The 18853-nt window shown below is 38.1% G+C and carries 15 protein-coding genes; 4 read left to right on the top strand and 11 right to left on the bottom strand.

The window, feature by feature from the left end; all coding sequences use genetic code 11:
* Nucleotides 1–6: 6 nt before the first annotated feature.
* Entirely contained in the window at nt 7–1524 is a 1518-nt protein-coding gene (locus tag NNJ85_RS05025) for a Ppx/GppA family phosphatase (protein WP_254474142.1), read from the top strand.
* 498 nt (nt 1525–2022) lie between these two features.
* Here the strand turns inward: NNJ85_RS05025 and rnd are convergent, their stop codons facing one another.
* Nucleotides 2023–3177: a ribonuclease D gene (rnd, locus tag NNJ85_RS05020; RefSeq protein WP_254474140.1), complete on the bottom strand. Its 1155-nt coding sequence runs from the start codon at nt 3175–3177 to the stop codon at nt 2023–2025.
* 132 nt (nt 3178–3309) lie between these two features.
* Here rnd and aspS point away from each other — a divergent pair, with 132 nt between their 5' ends.
* Both aspS and parC read left to right on the top strand, forming a co-directional pair.
* Entirely contained in the window at nt 3310–5103 is a 1794-nt protein-coding gene (gene aspS / locus NNJ85_RS05015; RefSeq protein ID WP_254474139.1) for an aspartate--tRNA ligase, read from the top strand.
* Nucleotides 5104–6163: 1060 nt separating this feature from the next.
* A complete protein-coding gene (gene parC, locus NNJ85_RS05010) occupies nt 6164–8413 on the top strand; it encodes a DNA topoisomerase IV subunit A (protein WP_254474137.1) in 2250 nt (749 codons plus the stop codon).
* Between the two features lie 520 nt (nt 8414–8933).
* On the opposite strand, the gene NNJ85_RS05005 is transcribed toward parC, so the two are convergent.
* The 10 genes from NNJ85_RS05005 to rpe all read right to left on the bottom strand — a co-directional run bounded on the left by NNJ85_RS05005 (nt 8934) and on the right by rpe (nt 18058).
* Nucleotides 8934–10190, bottom strand: coding sequence for a multidrug effflux MFS transporter (locus NNJ85_RS05005; protein WP_254474135.1), 1257 nt, complete (start codon nt 10188–10190; stop codon nt 8934–8936).
* Nucleotides 10191–10261: 71 nt separating this feature from the next.
* Nucleotides 10262–10594, bottom strand: coding sequence for a Grx4 family monothiol glutaredoxin (gene grxD, locus NNJ85_RS05000; protein WP_254474133.1), 333 nt, complete (start codon nt 10592–10594; stop codon nt 10262–10264).
* 94 nt (nt 10595–10688) lie between these two features.
* Nucleotides 10689–10922: a BolA/IbaG family iron-sulfur metabolism protein gene (locus tag NNJ85_RS04995; RefSeq protein WP_254474870.1), complete on the bottom strand. Its 234-nt coding sequence runs from the start codon at nt 10920–10922 to the stop codon at nt 10689–10691.
* A 61-nt stretch (nt 10923–10983) separates the two neighbouring features.
* Nucleotides 10984–13194, bottom strand: coding sequence for a phosphoribosylformylglycinamidine synthase subunit PurL (gene purL, locus NNJ85_RS04990; protein WP_254474131.1), 2211 nt, complete (start codon nt 13192–13194; stop codon nt 10984–10986).
* 289 nt (nt 13195–13483) lie between these two features.
* Nucleotides 13484–14155 carry a phosphoribosylformylglycinamidine synthase subunit PurQ gene (gene purQ / locus NNJ85_RS04985; RefSeq protein WP_254474129.1) on the bottom strand — a complete coding sequence of 224 codons (672 nt, stop codon included), beginning with the start codon at nt 14153–14155 and terminating at the stop codon, nt 13484–13486.
* 11 nt (nt 14156–14166) lie between these two features.
* Complete coding sequence (gene purS, locus NNJ85_RS04980; protein WP_254474127.1) at nt 14167–14406, bottom strand: phosphoribosylformylglycinamidine synthase subunit PurS; 240 nt, start codon at nt 14404–14406, stop codon at nt 14167–14169.
* Nucleotides 14407–14511: 105 nt separating this feature from the next.
* Nucleotides 14512–15276: a phosphoribosylaminoimidazolesuccinocarboxamide synthase gene (gene purC, locus NNJ85_RS04975; RefSeq protein ID WP_254474125.1), complete on the bottom strand. Its 765-nt coding sequence runs from the start codon at nt 15274–15276 to the stop codon at nt 14512–14514.
* A gap of 171 nt (nt 15277–15447) precedes the next feature.
* Complete coding sequence (locus NNJ85_RS04970; RefSeq protein ID WP_254474123.1) at nt 15448–15996, bottom strand: alpha/beta hydrolase; 549 nt, start codon at nt 15994–15996, stop codon at nt 15448–15450.
* Nucleotides 15997–16064: 68 nt separating this feature from the next.
* Nucleotides 16065–17372: an adenylosuccinate lyase gene (gene purB, locus NNJ85_RS04965; protein ID WP_254474869.1), complete on the bottom strand. Its 1308-nt coding sequence runs from the start codon at nt 17370–17372 to the stop codon at nt 16065–16067.
* Nucleotides 17372–18058 carry a ribulose-phosphate 3-epimerase gene (gene rpe / locus NNJ85_RS04960; RefSeq protein WP_254474121.1) on the bottom strand — a complete coding sequence of 229 codons (687 nt, stop codon included), beginning with the start codon at nt 18056–18058 and terminating at the stop codon, nt 17372–17374. The genes purB and rpe overlap by 1 nt, the downstream gene beginning before the upstream one ends.
* A gap of 143 nt (nt 18059–18201) precedes the next feature.
* Here rpe and NNJ85_RS04955 point away from each other — a divergent pair, with 143 nt between their 5' ends.
* The gene (locus tag NNJ85_RS04955) at nt 18202–18735 is read left to right on the top strand and encodes a flavin reductase (protein ID WP_254474114.1); all 534 of its coding nucleotides are present in this window, start codon (nt 18202–18204) and stop codon (nt 18733–18735) included.
* The last annotated feature ends 118 nt before the right edge of the window (nt 18736–18853 follow it).

Below are 18853 nucleotides of genomic sequence, written 5' to 3'. Positions count from 1 at the left end.
ATTCCAATGACATATAGAGATGCTCAAGGCCGGTTAAAAGGGCGTAAGCCTGTTGCTGTTATTGATATTGGATCAAATTCTGTTCGGTTGGTTATTTATGAGGGGCTTGTTCGCTCACCAACGGTTTTGTTTAATGAAAAGATTCTGTGTGGTCTCGGTCATGGTGTGGCAAAAACGGGATTTTTAGAAGAAAAAGCGATGAAAATGGTGTTGCAAACGCTTAAGCGATTTCGTACGCTTTGTCGCCAGATTGGGGCCGATGAGATCTATACTTTAGCAACGGCAGCAGCACGAGATGCAAAAAATGGCGTCGCGTTTATTCAAAGTGCTGAAGATATTTTACAAAATAAAATATATCTGCTTTCAGGAAGTGAAGAAGCGATGTATTCAGCCTATGGGGTTGTTTCTACTTTTTATCAACCAAAGGGACTTTCTGGAGATCTTGGTGGTGGAAGTCTAGAACTCATTGGTATTGATCATTCTGATGTTGATGAAGGGATAACGCTTCCATTGGGTGGTTTACGACTACAGTATATGTCAAATAATGATAGTGCTGTTGCTGCAAAAATTGTACATGAGCAATTTTATAAATCTTCTGTTGCACGTACACGTAGAGGTATGGCACGTTATTTTTATGCCGTAGGGGGAACATGGCGTAATTTGGCAAAACTCCATATGGCAATGAAACACTATCGACTTCCTGTTATGCATGGCTATGAAGTTGATGCCGTGGAAATGGAGAGTTTTTTACGTCTTGTCGCAGGTGGTAATATTGATAATATGAGAGGGATTGCGGCGGTTTCACAGAATCGTCGGAAACTTTTATCGTATGGGGCAATAGTCCTTATTGAACTCATTCAGTGTATGGAGTTTGAAAAAATAATCTTTTCTGGTGCTGGTGTTCGTGAAGGTTTTCTTTATTCGCGTTTGCCGCAGGCGATTCGACTTTCAGACCCTCTCATTGCTGCCTGTACAGAAATGGCTATTTTACGGGCACGTTCACCAAAACAAGCAGAAGAACTTATTGATTTTACGGCAAATGCCTTTGATGTTTTTGGAATTTCAGAAACTGAAAATGAATGCCGTTATCGTCAAGCGGCTTGTCTTCTTGCAGATATTGGTTGGCGTATACATCCAGATTATCGAGGCAATGAAGCAGCCAATCAGATAGCATTAGGATCTTATCCAGGAATTTCTCATGAGGGGCGCCTTTATGCAGCGCTTGCGGTTTTTTTTCGCAATACAAGTGTATTGGTTGATAAAGAATCTCTTCCCATTTTTCAATTAGCAACGCCAAATATCATTGAGAAAGCACGTATTCTTGGTGAAACCATGTGTATTGCTCATCTGTTTAGCGCTTCTGTTGCAGGGATTTTACCTCATTTATTGTGGCTTAAAAAAGAAGATCATATTGTTTTGCAGATTCCAAAAAATTATGCTGGATTATTAGGAGAACGTCCTCTTGGGCGATTAAAGAAGTTATCAAAAATAATAAAACAACCTCTTGCTTTTGAAATTTCTTGATTTTTCCTGCTCATTTATTCGCGTTTCAGATCTTAAAAGATTAGATGTTTTAGTTTTTATGCTCATTCATTTTTAATGATTGCATTGCAATTTTGATTAAGAATTTTTCTTTTAAAACTTTTATGAAAAGCTTCGTGTTTTTTAGATTTTTTTAACAAAATTGTTAGTTGATTGACCTGAAAAAGATTGAGCTGTTCTCTTTAATAAGCGTTTATGATTTAAGTTTTTTTTAATTTGTCAGCAGCAGATTTTATTTATCCTATTTGTATTGTCTTATAGCGATACCAATTGATGTAGATATAAGGAGCATAATGGATCTTTAAAAAATGAGAATGTTTTAAATTTACTCAGAAGTTCTTTTATATTTTTCAAATAAAATTGATTTAATGAGGTGCGATTACAAAATTTTTCTCTTTTGATTTGCTACTCATTTTGACATAACACAAGTTTCTCTTTAAAAGCATTTATGGGAATCTCAGGATGTAGAAGAAATGTACATTAAAGCTGTTTTGTGCTTATTTTTCCATCGTTAAAGTAAAAACCTATCTGTCCCTTTAGCAGTTGCTCAGCTTTTTGACCAAATATTTCATAGCGCCAGCCATTCATAGCGGGGATATTTTTCTTTATTCCTCCATTGGCGATTTTTTCTAAATCACTAGATGTCGCAATAATTTTGGGGGCAATGCTGTTTTCGTCTGCAACAAGTTTTAATAATACTTTGAGCAGATCGATAGCAGCGGCTGTCGTATCATGGAGTGGGTTATATTTAGGAATGGGGGGTAAAGTAGAAAGATCGGCCTCTAAGCCTTCGTGGACAGCCTTGATTAATGATGACGTCATTGAACGTTTATCCCAATTCTTATTAAGGCTGCGCAACCGTTTTAACGCAGATTCATCTTTTGGTTGTTGGGTTGCTATTTCTATGAGACATTCATCTTTCATGATATGACGACGGGGCATATTGTATTTTCTTGCTTCACGTTCACGCCAAGCGGCTATCTTTTGTAATACAGCAAGTTCACGCGGTTTTTTAACTTTTCCTTTCACTTTTTTCCATGCTTCATCTTCTGGCATATCATAGGTTTTAGGATTTAAGAGGATAGTTATTTCATCATCCATCCAGTGAGTCCGTTGTTTTTTTTCTAATCTTTTTTTCAAGAGGAGATAGACATCTCTTAGATGAGTGACATCGGCAAGGGCATAGAGTAGTTGTTTTTCAGACAGGGGGCGACAACTCCAATCTGTAAAGCGGGAAGATTTATCAAGATGATGCCCCGTGCAGCGCTGTACAATTTGATCATAGGAGATCGAATCACCAAATCCGCAAATTGATCCGGCTATTTGTGTGTCGAAGAGAGGGGAAGGAATAACGCCTCCAAGATAATAAATCGTTTCAATATCTTGGCGAGCAGAGTGAAAAACTTTGACAATTTTTTTATCGATCATGAGGTCAAAAAATGCTTGTAAATCAATATCTGGTGCTATGGGATCAATCAGGACTGTAACATCTGGTGATGCGAGCTGGATTAAACACAGTTGAGGCCAAAAAGTTGTTTCGCGGATAAACTCAGTATCAACTGTTACAAAATCAGAGGTCCGTAGAGCGTTAAGTGCAATTTCAAGATCTGTTGTTTGTGTAATAAGATTCATCATTTTATTATCATTCTATACATTAAATTTGTCTTTTATTGACTTTATTTTCGCGTTTTTATTCTCATATCTTGACAAATGGTTATTAAAAAGCGTTTGTAGCGCATGTGAATATTATAATCAAAGGCAAAAAACATGCACCGTTATCGCAGTCATCATTGTGCGGCTCTTCGTAGATGTGATGTAGGAACACAAGTTCGTCTTTCGGGATGGGTTCATCGTGTTCGTGATCATGGAGGAATTCTTTTTGTGGACTTGCGTGATCATTTTGGAATCACACAAATTGTTGCGGATCCTGCTTCGCCAGCTTTTAAAGTTATTGAAAAAGTGCGTTCTGAATGGGTCATTCGTGTGGATGGGGAGGTATGTGCACGGTCTGATGAGGTTATCAATGCAACGCTTCCAACAGGTGAGATTGAAATTTTTGCACAAGAAGTAGAAATTCTTTCAAAATCTGAAGAGCTTCCTTTACCGGTTTTTGGTGAGCCTGATTATCCTGAAGATATCCGATTAAAATATCGTTTTCTTGATTTGCGCCGGGAGACTATGCACAAAAATATCATGCGTCGGACTAAAATTATTGCGGCTATGAGACGGGCTATGCAAAATAATGGTTTTACGGAATTTACAACGCCGCTTTTGACAGCCTCATCGCCGGAAGGTGCACGTGATTTTTTGGTTCCAAGTCGTGTTCATCAGGGAAAATTTTATGCACTACCACAAGCACCACAGCAATATAAGCAGTTGTTGATGATGTCAGGTTTTGATCGTTATTTTCAAATTGCGCCATGTTTTAGAGATGAAGATCCGCGGGCTGACCGTCTTCCTGGTGAATTTTATCAATTAGATATTGAAATGAGTTTTGTTGAGCAGGAAGATGTTTTAGCAACGATGGAACCCATTGTGCGTTCTATTTTTGAAGAATTTGCAGATGGGAAAACGGTGACACAAAACTTTCCTCGCATTTCTTATGATGAAGCAATGCGGAAATATGGTTCTGATAAGCCTGATCTGCGTAATCCGATCATTATGGAAGATGTTTCTCAGCATTTTTACAATTCTGGTTTCAAAGTTTTTGCTGAGATTTTAGCGAATGATGAAAATGCGCAAGTGTGGGCTATTCCGGCTAAAACGGGTGGAAGTCGTGCTTTTTGTGATCGTATGAATGGATGGGCACAAGGTGAGGGGCAACCAGGGCTCGGTTATATTTTCTGGCGTGAAGAAGAAAGAAAATTTGAAGGAGCAGGGCCTATCGCCAAAAATATTGGTGAGCAGCGAACTGAAGCCCTTCGTAGACAACTTGAACTTGAAAATGGGGATGCTTGTTTTTTTGTGGCTGGAGATCCAAAAAAATTCGCATCTTTTGCTGGAGCAGCCCGCACGCGGATAGGAGAAGAATTAGGCCTTGTCGATAAAGAGGGTTTTTATTTAGCGTGGATTGTTGATTTTCCATTTTTTGAATGGAATGAAGATGAAAAAAAGATTGATTTTGCCCATAATCCCTTTTCTATGCCTCAAGGGGGAGAAAATGCTCTTGAGTGTCAAGATCCTCTTACGCTTAAAGCTTTTCAATATGATCTTGTTTGTAATGGTTATGAGATTGCATCCGGTGGAATTCGTAATCACTTGCCTGAAATGATGCTTAAAGTTTTTGAACTCGTAGGATTTTCTAAGGAAGTTGTGAAAGAGCGTTTTGGTGCTCTTTATCGCGCATTCCATTATGGAGCTCCCCCCCATGGCGGTATGGCTGCGGGAATTGACCGCATTATTATGCTGTTGCAAGGTGTTAAAAATTTACGTGAAGTTGCTTTATTTCCTATGAATCAACAGGCACTTGATCTTTTAATGAGTGCGCCATCTGATGTTTCTTCTACACAATTACGTGAGTTAGGAATCCGTATGGCTCCTACGCACAAAAATAGTTCATAAAGTGATTTATAGATTGTTGTCGTCTCTTTCTCCATAGTGTGAAGTTTTTGATGCCTCTCAAGAGCATATCTGTTGTTTATCGACTTAGAGAGGTGAAGAATACTATTGTATTAATCCTTCCAGAGGCATTGTTTATAAAAAAATATCTCTCAATGTAGTCTATCTCGTGTTATGATGCTCACTCATGAAGGATATAACTTAAAACCTCATGAGTGCTATGAAAACCATTGCCATCTTTATTGAATAAAGAGTAAGCTGTCATTTTCCTTTCTTAGATAGTTGCTCTTCCCTTTGTGATAAGCAGGAAAATGATTGTGATTGATTTATCATGAATAAATTGGAAATGATAAAACTTTAGAATACTGGGGGTTTTTATTTAAGTTATATATATCAATATGTTATTTATATTTTGTTGAAGTTCTTACAACATTGTAAAAGATAATTATCTCTTTTCGCGTTTATGAAAATAATGTATTTTTTCTTCCTATAGGCTGAACCTTGGGGAATTCTATAAGCTTTGAATATTTTTTAAGTTTTTCATAGAAAAACAGGATGAAGTTGTTATACAATTTACCTTTATACTAAAAGATGATGTTTGAAAGGTGCTTTTTTCAAAATATGTTTTGGGGGAAATTGTTGTTGTTGAAAAAACGATAAAAATTTATTTTACATTGTTTCGAAAAGTTATATCGTAACTCCAGTTTGCTTAGTAATAATAGCGTTGTTTTTGAGATTTTTATTTGTTTAAAAATACTTGTTTCTTTCCTTAACAATGAAAATATATTCTACTTCTTTTAGTTTATTTTGTTTTTTACCTTTTAAAGAGGATATTGAAAGAAGTTTTCGATAATTTATTAAAGATTTTCATATATTGTTTAGAACAAGAGAGAAGAACATATATAAATTTTTCAAATTGATATAATTTTCTGTTCATGTTCTAATTACAATGTTTATTTTTATGTCGTTGACTTTTAATAAAAAAGTTTACTCATAAGAGTTTGCATTAAATAAATCCTACATAATAATTTCTTATTATTGTGGGAATTTTTGTTCTAATATTATGTTTGATAAAATGAATTTACCTTTTGATAAAGAACATATTGAGCCAATAGAGTTACGTTCTGCTTTACAGGAACGCTATTTGGCTTATGCACTTTCTACGATTACGCATCGTGCATTGCCTGATGTGCGTGATGGATTGAAACCTGTCCATCGTCGGATTGTTCATGCAATGCGCCTGCTCAAACTGAACCCTGGACAATCTTATGCGAAATGTGCGCGGATTGTTGGTGATGTCATGGGAAAATTTCATCCTCATGGAGATGCCTCTATTTATGATGCTTTGGTGCGTTTGGCTCAAAGTTTTTCGGTTCGTTATCCGTTGGTTGATGGACAAGGCAATTTTGGTAATATTGATGGCGATAATGCTGCGGCTATGCGTTATACCGAAGCACGCATGACTGAAGTGGCTGCGTTGTTGCTTGAGGGAATTAATGAAAATGCTATTGATTTTCGTTTGACCTATAATGAAGAAGATGAAGAGCCTGTTGTTCTCCCAGGTGCTTTCCCTAATCTTTTAGCCAATGGTTCTTCAGGTATTGCTGTTGGTATGGCAACATCTATTCCGCCCCACAATGTTGCTGAGCTTTGTGATGCGGCGTTGCATTTGATTGCACACCCTGATACGCGTGATGAGGATTTAAACCAATTTGTGCTGGGACCTGATTTCCCAACCGGTGGTATTTTAGTTGAACCTAAAAAGAGTATTGAGGAATCTTATCGTATAGGGCGGGGTTTTTTTCGATTACGTTCACGTTGGCATCAAGAAACTGGTAGCCGTGGTTCTTATGTGATTGTTGTGACCGAAATTCCCTATCAAGTTCAAAAGTCACGCCTTATTGAAAAAACTGCGGAATTGTTGCTTGCGCGGCGCTTACCAATGTTTGAGGATATTCAAGATGAATCAGCAGAAGATATCCGCATTGTGCTTGTTCCTAAAAACCGGTCGGTTGATCCTGAACTTCTTATGGAATCCCTTTTTAAATTGACTGATTTTGAAGTCAGATTTCCTCTTAATCTTAATGTTTTATCTTTGGGAAAAAGACCCAATGTTCTCTCGCTGCGAGAAAGTTTGCAACAATGGCTTGAACATCGTCAAGAAGTGCTTATTCGACGTTCTCACTATCGGCTTGATCAAATTGATAGCAGATTGGAAATTCTTCATGGGTATCTTATTGCCTATTTGAATCTTGATGAGGTTATACAGATTATTCGTGAAGAAGATGAACCGAAAAAGGAGTTGATTAAGCGTTTTGAATTAACAGAAAATCAAGCTGAAGCTATTCTTAATATGCGCTTGCGTTCTTTACGTAAGCTTGAAGAATTTGAAATTCGTAAGGAATTTGAAACGCTTAAAGCTGAAAAAGAAAAACTACAGAATTTGTTAGCCTCCCCTATAAAACAATGGAAAATAATTTCAGAAGAAATTAAAAAAGTTCGCAACACTTTTGGTCCTGAAACGCTCTTAGGGAAAAGGCGTACGACATTTGAAGAAGCACCAAGACATGATCTTGATGATATTCAACAAGCAATGATCGAAAAAGAACCGGTGACTGTTGTTATTTCTGAAAAAGGGTGGGTGCGTGCTTTGAAGGGGCATTTGCACGATTACAAAGCGCTTTCTTTTAAAGAAGGAGACAGTTTGAAGTTGGCATTTCCGGCATTTACGACCGACAAGATTGTGCTGATAAGTAATGGTGGAAAGTTTTTCGCACTTGGTGCAAATAGTTTGCCTGGAGGACGAGGACAGGGTGAGCCCATTCGTCTTTTAGTTGATATGGATGATGAGCATGATGTTCTTACAGCTTTTGTGCATCATGCAGAAGAAAAATTGCTCCTGGTTTCATCTCAGGGCAATGGCTTTATCGTTCCTGCTGCAGAAGTGATTGCCAATACACGAAAAGGAAAGCAGGTGATGAATGTGAAATCTCCTGATAAGGTAAAGCTTTGTGTTCCAGTCAATGGTGATCATGTTGCCGTGGTTGGTGAAAACCGCAAAATGCTTATTTTTTCTATTGAACAAATACCAGAAATGAATCGTGGTAAAGGGGTTCGTTTACAACGTTACAAAGAGGGAGGCATTGTTGATGCCAAGACTTTTAATTTATCAGAAGGCTTAAGTTGGCAAGATACCGCTGAACGAATTTTTAACCGTCAAGCTGATGATCTTATTGAATGGATGGGAACACGTGCGGGTGTCGGGCGTCTGGTTCCAAAAGGATTTCCAAAATCAGGAAAACTTACTAATTAAATAATAGAACGTTTTTATTTTAAGCCTATAAAAACGTAAAAGAAATTGCTTACGTATTTTTATTCTACGATAAGATATCAATTTATAAGAATAGTTTTTCAATATCATTCTTATGTTAAATAAGAGGCTCTAATATCCATAGTTTTTTTTATTTCAATCTTGTTTATGTTGAAACAATTAAAATGGTCTGCTTGCACATTATAAGTGGGGTGGTGTTGTAGGTAGAAATTTATAAAGAAAAGAATTAAAAATTTCTTTTATGAGCTGCCTCAAGTGCCAAGAGCTGTTGTAACATTGGGAACTTAAATATAATAGGCTTATACACTTTTTTTGTTTTACCATTATATTATTTCATGGGTGCGGTCATAAATTGATTTGATTCTTTGAGAAGTGTATTATCTTTAAAAAAGAGATATGAATTTTAAAGTCAAGGGTGTCCTATTAGGAGGTATTTTGTTTTGTGTGAAAGGCATATCTTTCTTGCTCAAGAGAGATGTTATTAATTTTCTTTTAAGTATGCTTATTCGTTAGGATTATGATGATACTGCCTAAAGAGATGACCGCGTTCAGCCCATAAAACAAGAAGGATGGCAACGAGACTGAGAAAGAAAAATCCTGCTGAGTTTGGAATGGTTGTTTCATCAAATTGTTGCGCTACAAAAAAGCTCAGCCCTGCACCGATAGATGTTTGGAGAAATCCGGAGACAGAAGAGCCTGTACCAGCAATTTCGCCCACAGATTCGAGAGCGAGTGTATTGAAGTTGGCCATTATACCACCACAGGTAAACATTAATATACAATATAATGTCATATAAAAGGGGAAAGGGATAACGCCACCTGCTAAGACGGATCCAATAAACCAAATGCATGAAGTGGCACAAAAAAGCAAAAGCATCGTATGGGCAATACGCCGCATTCCAAGACGTCCAACAAGTTGAGAATTCATGAATGATGAGAAAGCCTGAAATGCAGCACCGATGGCAAATGCTATCGGAAACCAAAAGCCTAAGTTATAAATTCCTTCATAGGTTTGTTGTGATGTATTAACAGCAATAAAAATGCAGCCTAAAATAATGGACGTTGCGAGTGTGTAGCAAAGTGTTGTACGATTTGTCACAACAACCCATAAGTTGTGTTTAATGGAAGAAAAGGAAAGAGGGCGTTGTTCATGAAGTGTTTCAGGCAAGCGAAATAGAATCCAAATCATTAGCCCAAAACCAATCATTGCCATGAAAACAAAAATAAATTGCCAGTGCCCGAGCAGTAAAATGATCTGTCCTGTTGCGGGACCAACCATGGGTGCAACAAGAAAGACCATCATAACAATAGACATAACCTCTGCCATTTTCCGACCACTGTAGAGATCACGGACGACAGAAACTGTAAGAACGCGCATAGACGCTCCTCCAATCCCTTGCAAGACACGCAAAATAAGCAAGAGAGAAAAATCAGTTACAAAGACACAACCAATCGCCGTAAATGAATAAAAAGCAAGCCCAATAAGCATAAGTTTGCGTCGTCCATACCGATCGCTTATTGGACCAAAAAATATTTGAGCAATACCATAGCTAATAAGATAACTCGAAATGATATAATGTTGATCATTCTCGTTGAGAACATTTAATCCTTCCAAAATATTGGGCATAGCTGGTAACATAATATCTACCGCTATAGCATTAATAGCCATGAGTGAAGCAATTAGAATAACAAATTCTTTATAGCCAATTTTTTTCCTAATCGCATCACTATGCGTTTGTTCATCAAATGAATATGACATATGGCATCCTTGAAATAAAAATTTCGTCTAAAAACAGCTCTCTTTAAGAGTCTGAATAAAATGAAAGATACCTATGATTGATTACAGGGAATATTCTTTTCTTTCAAAAGTTCCTGTAACTCATTGTTTTGAAACATTTCTTTAACAATATCACACCCTCCAATAAATTCACCTTTGACATAAAGCTGTGGAATTGTTGGCCAATTTGAGTAATCTTTAATCCCTTGACGCAATTCGTCAGAAGTCAGAATATTAATCCCTTTATAGTCCAATCCTAAATAGTTGAGGATCTGAACAACTTGCCCTGAAAAACCGCATTGTGGAGCGTCAGGTGTTCCTTTCATGAATAAAATGACGTCGTTTGTTTTAATCTCGTTGTCAATAAAATCATGAACAGTGGTCATTTTCATTCCTCGATATCTCAGATTTTTATAAGTGTGTAATGTTCGTACTATTTCTAATCGTATTGAATGAATGAATGCAAGAAGAAATTTTAGACTATTTGGGGATATTTGTTTGTAACATTAAGGCGTGAAGATCATTCCCCATATTGCCTTTAAGGGCATCATAGACCATTTTATGTTGCTGAACACGGGTTTTACCACGAAAACTTTCAGAAATAACTTCTGCAGCATAATGTTCTCCATCGCCAGCAAGATCACGAATTGTTACAGTCGCATCGGGAATACCTTCACGAATAAGTGTTTCAATTGCTTGGGCACTCATTGCCATCATTATTCTCCTATGTCGTTCACTTTTTATAAGAGTTGTTTTAAGAGAAAGAATAAATTTTTTATTCTTTACCCATAAATTGTGGAAACCAGCTCTCATAGGCTTGTGTGAGATTTTCTACTGAAAGTGCGAATATCCCATCTATATGAAGGGAATCTCCCTCAACTTGTCCTAGCTCTATTAAAGAAACGGCATGGGTTTGCGCATGCTTTTTAAAACTGTTGAGAGCATTAGGTTTGACGGCTAAGAGATAACGTCCTTGGTCTTCTCCAAAAAGTTCTGCATGGTGGGAAGATTTATTGCTTAATTTTACCTTGATTCCCTTCCCTGCTTTAATGACCATTTCGGCAAGTGCAATCGCTAATCCCCCATCAGAGATGTCATGAGCGGCATGAACAAAACCGTTATGAATAACATCTCGGACAAATTGACCATGCTTTTTTTCAAGTTGCAAATCTACAGGGGGAGGGGCACCTGCATCAATATTTAAAATGTCACGTGCATAGATTGATTGTCCTAAATGAGAGCCGCAATCCCCTACTAAAATGATACTATCTCCATTTTGCATACCACTTATTGTTACCATTTTAGACCAATCACTCAGAAGCCCTACACCAGCAATTGTAGGGGTAGGAAGAATAGCTTCTCCATTTGTTTCGTTGTAAAGAGAAACATTGCCTGAAACGATAGGGAAGTCGAGGATTCTGCAAGCTTCTCCGATGCCTTTAATTGCAAAAACCAGTTGTCCCATGATTTCAGGTTTTTCAGGGTTTCCAAAATTGAGATTATCTGTCGCAGCTAGTGGTATTGCACCTGTCGTACTAATATTTCTCCAGCATTCTGCGACAGCTTGTTTTCCTCCCTCATAAGGGTCTGCTTCACAATAGCGCGGGGTTACATCAGAAGAAAAAGCAAGAGCTCGTCTACTCTTATTGTTGACGCGGATAACGCCTGCATCACTTCCTGGACAAATGAGGCTATTTCCTTGGATAAGCGTATCATATTGTTCATAAACCCACCGTCGTGAACTGTGATTAGCAGAATTCAATAAGGTCAAAAGCACATCACCAAGATTTTCAACTTTTTTGATGTCTTCTGCTTTCAGAAGTGTTTTTTTTGCAGGCTCACTCCAAGGACGATCATAAACAGGTGCTTCATCACCAAGTTCTTTGATGGGAAGATTAACAACTTCTTTTCCTTGATGAAAGACACGGAAACGTAAATCATCAGTTGTTTTTCCAATAATGGAAAAATGGAGCCCCCACTTATGAAAAATTGCTGCGGCTTGTTTTTCTAGCTCTGGTTTAAGGACCATGAGCATACGCTCTTGACTTTCAGAAAGCATCATTTCATAGGCTGTCATGTTTTCTTCACGAACAGGAACTTTATCGAGATTAAGCTGTATTCCTAGATTTCCTTTTGCACCCATTTCAACGGCAGAAGAGGTAAGGCCTGCAGCCCCCATATCTTGAATAGCAACCACGGCTCCAAGTTCCATGAGCTCTAAACACGCTTCAAGAAGACATTTTTCTGTAAAAGGATCACCAACTTGAACAGTTGGGCGTTTTTCACTGATTGAATCATCAAATTCAGCAGAAGCCATTGTTGCTCCACCAACACCATCACGCCCTGTTTTGGCACCAAGGTAAACAACAGGCAGTCCGATGCCTTGTGCTTTAGAATAAAAAATGGCATCTGTCTTTGCAATACCGGCGACAAAAGCGTTAACGAGGATATTGCCATTATAACGCTCATCAAAATTGACTTCTCCACCAACCGTTGGAACACCAAAAGAATTGCTGTAACTACCTATTCCAGAGACAACACCAGAGACAAGATGACGTGTTCGGGGGTGATCTGGAGCACCAAAACGCAATGCATTCATCGCTGCAACAGGACGGGCACCCATTGTAAAGACATCACGTAAAATACCACCAACACCTGTTGCGGCTCCTTGATACGGTTCAATATAAGAAGGATGGTTATGACTTTCCATTTTGAAAACAACACATTGCCCTTCACCAATATCAATAACACCAGCATTTTCACCAGGACCTTGAATGACGCACTTTCCTTCTGTTGGAAGTGTTTTGAGCCATTTTTTAGAGGATTTATAGGAACAATGTTCGTTCCACATTGCAGAAAAAATTCCCAATTCAGTAAATGTTGGTTCTCTCCCAATTAACGTTAGGATACGTTGATATTCATCCTCTTTTAGGCCGTGTTGTGCAATGAGCTCTGGTGTAATCGTAATGTTATTGCAAGGATTCATGAGCATTTATCCGTCAAATTAATCGAAATTCAGCATTTTAATTTTTTTTTAATCTAGCAGTTTAGATTGTGGAAAAGTATGTGGTTTAATAAAAAAATATTCATCTGTAAGGTGGCAGATTTTGTTTGTTAGGTTGGGTGGATTTCAAGACCAAAAACAATCTGAAATAATTATGTATTTAATAATATCCATTGTTATTTGTATAAAATTCCCGTTTATAAATTTACAACGTGAGAAATGATATAAACTTTTGTTTTTAAAGTTATTGCGTATAGGGATTTTTGTAGCATCACCTATTAACTAATTCTAAAGTGCTTTGAAAAAGTAAACGACCGTCAATTCCTCCATGAGCAGGTTCAATAAAGTTTTCAGGATGGGGCATCATACCAAGAATATTACCAGCTTTATTAACAATACCAGCAATATCTTTTATTGAGCCGTTAGGGTTTGTATTTTCTGCATAGCGAAAAACAATTTGTTCATTATCTTCCATCTGTTTTAATGTTTCACTGTCAGCAAAGTAATTTCCATCGTGGTGGGCAACAGGACAACAAATAATTTGTCCTTTAGAATAATATCGAGAAAATTTTGTTTTGGCGTTAACGACTTCAAGTTTGACTTCACGACAAACAAATTTTAAGGAGGCGTTACGCATTAAAGCCCCAGGGAGCAATCCAGCTTCCAATAAAATTTGAAATCCATTACAAATACCTATTATCGTAACCCCTTTTTGTGCTTTTTCACGAATAGCTTTTAAGACGGGGGTTCGTGCTCCAATAGCCCCACATCGCAAATAGTCGCCATAAGAAAAACCACCCGGAATAATAATAACATCTACATCGGGAATTGTTGTTTCTGTTTGCCAAATTTTGAGTGGCTCAACTCCTGTTATATGATGCAATGCTGCAACCATATCTCGGTCGCGATTTAATCCAGGAAGTTGAATGATGGCAGTTTTCATGGGTGTTTCACTTAAAGAAGTTCGATAGTATAATTTTCAATGACAGTATTTGCGAGTAATTCTTCACACATCTGCGCAAGTTTTTTCTTTGCTGTTTCAGAGGGTTGATCATCAAGAACAATATCAAAAACTTTTCCTTGACGAATGGAGTGAATACCTTCGAAAGCTAAACTTTTTAAAGCACTGACAATTGCTTCTCCTTGTGGATCAAGGACGCTTTCTTTTAAAGTAACTGTAATGCGTGCTTTCATTTTTTGCTTCCTGTTTTTTAAAGAACCTCTCCTTTGAAGAGAGATGTATTGATAGAAGGGTGTAATTACTTTACCTTGACGTGTTTTTATTTTATCAGGACATTTTTATTTTACCAGGACAGGACCACTTGGCCGAGTTGGTTCATTTTCATTCATAATACCAAGGCGTTTGGCAACCTCTTGATAGGCATTAATAAGCCCCCCCATATCACGACGAAAACGATCTTTATCCATTTTTTCTCGTGTTTGCATATCCCATAGTCGCGCAGAATCAGGTGAAATTTCATCAGCAAGAACAATGCGCATTGTTTCATCTTCCCACAGGCGACCAAACTCCATTTTAAAATCAATTAACTGGATATTAACACCGGCAAAAAGCCCAGAAAGAAAATCGTTAATACGAATTGAAAGTTGCATGATATCTTCTAGCTCTTGTGGGGCAGCCCACCCAAAAGCAGTGATATGTTCTTCTGTCACCATCGGATCATCAAGAGAATCATTCTTATAGTAGAACTCTATGATGGATTGCGGAAGTGGGGTTCCTTCTTCTAGTCCTAAACGTTTTGCAAGAGAGCCAGCTGCGACATTGCGAACAACAACTTCCAATGGAATAATTTCTACCGCTTTAATAAGCTGTTCGCGCATATTTATGCGTTTGATGAAATGTGTTGGGATACCCAGACGCCCAAGATGGCTAAAGATATGTTCCGAAATTCGGTTGTTTAAAACCCCTTTTCCGTCGATAATTTCATGTTTTTTTGCATTAAAGGCTGTGGCATCATCTTTAAAAAATTGAATATACGTTCCTGGTTCAGGACCTTCATATAAAATTTTGGCCTTGCCTTCATAAATACGGTGACGACGATTCATTATAATTCTCTATTTAGCTTGAGAGGTTTTAAATAACATTAGTCAATGATACTATCCTAATTGATCGAAATTCTCAATGATATTGCTATGATACTTTTATAATTTTTGTCATGATACATCTGCCTAAAGGAAAAGATACAGAGGTAATGAGAAAAAGACCCTCTCTTTGGATCAAATTTTTGCAAGAAAATGAGAGAGAACCATAAGTCCTTCAGGCCAAGGTCCATGTCCAGATTCTGCGTTAATATGGCCGGAACACCCAGCATCAACAAGGAGTGAACCCCAGTCATGAGCGATTTTTTCTGCTACTGAAAATTGACAAAATTCATCGTTGCGGCTGGCTATGACAATAGAAGGAAAAGGCAACTTTTGACGATGATAGGGGCCAAATGTCATTAAATGTTTGGGACGTATTTTCTCATTAGCGACATCCGGAGGCGCAACAAAGAAAGCGCCACAAATTTTTTCTGCATTTTGTACCGTTGCATGAAGTGCGGTAGGAACCCCTAATGAATGAGCGATAATCATAACAGGCCTTTGAGCTTGTGCGATGGCGGTTTTAACTTCATTAACCCACTCATCACAAACAGGTTTTGACCAATGGGCTTGTTCTATGCGGCGGGCTGTCGACAGTTTTTTCTCCCAACGTGTTTGCCAATGATCAGGGCCAGATCCTTTGTAGCCAGGAACAATAAGAATATCGAGTTGATTTGCTTTCATGAATTGTTTTCTTTGTTACAATAGTTTTTTGATCATAGAGGGAATAGATTTAGGCTTTCTATGTTGTTCTATTGTTGTTCAAAAACACGTTTAAAAATCGTATTGATATGTTTGGTGTGATAAGAAAGATCAAATTTTTCTCGAAGCTCTGATTCACTTAAAGCTTTGCTAACATCTTTGTCATTGAGCAGTTCTTCTAAAAAATCTTTTCCTTGTTCCCAAACCTTCATCGCATTTCGTTGTACAATTCGATACGCATCTTCGCGACTGATTCCTGCTTGTGTGAGTGCTAAAAGTACCCGTTGTGAGTGAACAAGACCTCGGAATTTATTGAGATTTTTTCGCATGTTTTCTGGATAGACAATTAAATTTTCAATGACAGATGTGAGGCGAGAAAGAGCAAAATCAAGTGTAATCGTTGCATCAGGGCCAATATAACGCTCGACAGATGAGTGAGAAATATCGCGTTCATGCCAAAGTGCTACGTTTTCCATGGCAGGGAGTGCAAATGCACGGACCATACGGGCTAACCCCGTTAAATTTTCTGTTAAAACTGGATTACGTTTATGAGGCATTGCTGATGAACCTTTTTGCCCTGGTGAGAAATGTTCTTCTGCTTCGAGAACTTCCGTTCGCTGTAAATGGCGTATTTCTATCGCGAGCCTTTCAATAGAGGACGCAATAACACCAAGCGTTGCAAAAAACATCGCATGACGATCCCGTGGTATAACTTGGGTGGAAACGGGTTCAGCATGCATCCTCAAGGCTTTTGCGACGTGTTCTTCAACGCGTGGATCGATATTGGCAAAAGTTCCTACAGCGCCCGAAATTGCGCAAGTAGAAATTTCTTCGCGTGCAGCTAGAAGACGTTTGCGACAACGGGAAAACTCAGCGTATGCGAGAGCGAATTTGACTCCAAATGTCGTTGGTTCAGCATGAATGCCATGACTCCGCCCAATAGTGATGGTTTCTTTATGTTCAAAAGCACGTTTTTTTAAGGCTTCAAGAAGTTGGTCTATATCTTTGAGCAAAATATCACTCGCACGCATCAATTGAATGCTCAGCGTTGTATCAAGAACATCAGATGATGTCATACCTTGGTGGATAAAACGTGCTTCTGGTCCAATGAATTCAGCGAGGTGGGTTAGAAAAGCAATAACATCATGTTTGGTAATGGTTTCAATTTCATCAATACGATTGACATCAAATTTAGCGGCTGCCCCTTTTTTCCAAATGACTTTGGCGGCTTCTTTCGGAATAACTCCCAGTTGAGCAAGAGCATCACAGGCATGGGCTTCAATTTCAAACCAAATACGATATTTCGTTTCGGGTGACCAAATTGCTACCATTTCAGGGCGGGAATAACGTGCGATCATCATTTTGTTCCTTGTTGTGAGAGGAGTGCTGCTTGGCGCAATGCACTCATGCGTGCTTTGTAAAGCTCTTTGTTTCCGTTTTTATAAATTGCAGAGCCTGCAACAAATACATTTGCACCAGCTTTTGCAGTTATTCCAATTGTATCAACGGTGATACCACCATCAACTTCAAGATCAATAGGGCGGTTTGCAATCATGCTTTTAACGCGCTTAATTTTATCTTTTATTTCTGGAATAAAATTTTGTCCACCAAAACCTGGATTGACCGTCATGATGAGGATGAGATCTAATTGATCAAGCAAATATTCAAGGACATGTTCAGGGGTGCTTGGATTGAGTGCAATTCCTGCTTTTTTACCCATTGCTTTGATTGTTTGGAGTGAGCGATGAAGATGGGGACTTGCTTCAGCATGAATAGTTATAATATCTGCACCCGCTTTTGCAAAAGCTTCCAAATAAGGATCAACTGGTTTGATCATCAGGTGGACATCAAATATTGCTTTGGTTAATGGACGCAGAGCCTTGATGATTTCAGGGCCAAAGGTGATGTTCGGAACAAAGTGCCCATCCATAATATCAAGATGGAGCCAATCTGCACCAGCGTCAACAACATCTAATATTTCTTGCCCAAGTTTGGAAAAATCAGATGCTAAGAGAGAAGGTGAAATGAGATGAGAATGGGGCATAAAAATCTCCTTGATTGGCTGTTTTTATCATGTCGCTGTGTATACACAAATATCTTTTGTGTTATGACGAAAAAGAAAAATACGTATTATAAATTTTTTATACAAAGATCGCTTGAAATTTTAAAGTTTGATAAGTGAAAGATATGTCGAATCATAAAACATGTTTGAAGCCTGAACTTCAAGATAATATTACCGTTTCTTCGCAAGAATATCGAGATGCTATGAGCCATTTTGCAGGCGCTGTGCATATTGTGACAACAGATGGCATTAAAGGAAAGCGCGGGGTAACCGTTTCAGCGTGTTGTTCTTTATCAGATGATCCTCCAACGCTTCTTGTTTGTCTTATGCGCCATAATCTGAAGAATCATGTGTTTATGGAGAATGGAATTTTTTGTGTTAATAGCTTAGCAGGAAAACATCGTCCATTAGCGGATGCCTTTTCAAGGCGTTGCAATGTCACACAAAATGAGCGTTTTGATAGGACTCAATGGGGAACTTTGCAGACGGGAGCGCCTAGTCTTTCAGATGCTTTAGCCTCTTTTGATTGTCGTTTAATTTGTTGGCACGATCATGCAACCCATTGTGTCTTGATTGGTGAAGTTGTTGCGATCAACCGTAGTCAAGAAAAAGATGCTTTGATGTATTTAAATCGTGGATATCACACTTTACCTTTATAAAGATTTTTATTTTTTGGCATTGGTGAAATGATTTATTGGTGTTCCATTTAAATTTTAGTGCACTGAAAAAGGAGGAGGGAGATTGCTTGGAACTTTCTTCTTTTTGAGGTTCCTTAAT

Origin of the sequence: Bartonella sp. B1098, assembly GCF_944896145.1 — a bacterium.
Lineage (GTDB): Bacteria > Pseudomonadota > Alphaproteobacteria > Rhizobiales > Rhizobiaceae > Bartonella.
The sequence above is the reverse complement of the archived record's forward strand: the minus strand, read 5'-3'. Positions and strand labels throughout refer to the sequence as shown.

What these genes read in the sequence shown, in the direction of transcription:
- NNJ85_RS05025 (WP_254474142.1), top strand. Translation starts at nt 7, where the DNA reads ATGACATATAGAGATGCTCAAGGCCGGTTAAAAGGGCGTAAGCCTGTT.
- rnd (WP_254474140.1), bottom strand. Translation starts at nt 3,177, where the DNA reads ATGATGAATCTTATTACACAAACAACAGATCTTGAAATTGCACTTAAC.
- aspS (WP_254474139.1), top strand. Translation starts at nt 3,310, where the DNA reads ATGCACCGTTATCGCAGTCATCATTGTGCGGCTCTTCGTAGATGTGAT.
- parC (WP_254474137.1), top strand. Translation starts at nt 6,164, where the DNA reads ATGTTTGATAAAATGAATTTACCTTTTGATAAAGAACATATTGAGCCA.
- NNJ85_RS05005 (WP_254474135.1), bottom strand. Translation starts at nt 10,190, where the DNA reads ATGTCATATTCATTTGATGAACAAACGCATAGTGATGCGATTAGGAAA.
- grxD (WP_254474133.1), bottom strand. Translation starts at nt 10,594, where the DNA reads ATGACCACTGTTCATGATTTTATTGACAACGAGATTAAAACAAACGAC.
- NNJ85_RS04995 (WP_254474870.1), bottom strand. Translation starts at nt 10,922, where the DNA reads ATGGCAATGAGTGCCCAAGCAATTGAAACACTTATTCGTGAAGGTATT.
- purL (WP_254474131.1), bottom strand. Translation starts at nt 13,194, where the DNA reads ATGAATCCTTGCAATAACATTACGATTACACCAGAGCTCATTGCACAA.
- purQ (WP_254474129.1), bottom strand. Translation starts at nt 14,155, where the DNA reads ATGAAAACTGCCATCATTCAACTTCCTGGATTAAATCGCGACCGAGAT.
- purS (WP_254474127.1), bottom strand. Translation starts at nt 14,406, where the DNA reads ATGAAAGCACGCATTACAGTTACTTTAAAAGAAAGCGTCCTTGATCCA.
- purC (WP_254474125.1), bottom strand. Translation starts at nt 15,276, where the DNA reads ATGAATCGTCGTCACCGTATTTATGAAGGCAAGGCCAAAATTTTATAT.
- NNJ85_RS04970 (WP_254474123.1), bottom strand. Translation starts at nt 15,996, where the DNA reads ATGAAAGCAAATCAACTCGATATTCTTATTGTTCCTGGCTACAAAGGA.
- purB (WP_254474869.1), bottom strand. Translation starts at nt 17,372, where the DNA reads ATGATCGCACGTTATTCCCGCCCTGAAATGGTAGCAATTTGGTCACCC.
- rpe (WP_254474121.1), bottom strand. Translation starts at nt 18,058, where the DNA reads ATGCCCCATTCTCATCTCATTTCACCTTCTCTCTTAGCATCTGATTTT.
- NNJ85_RS04955 (WP_254474114.1), top strand. Translation starts at nt 18,202, where the DNA reads ATGTCGAATCATAAAACATGTTTGAAGCCTGAACTTCAAGATAATATT.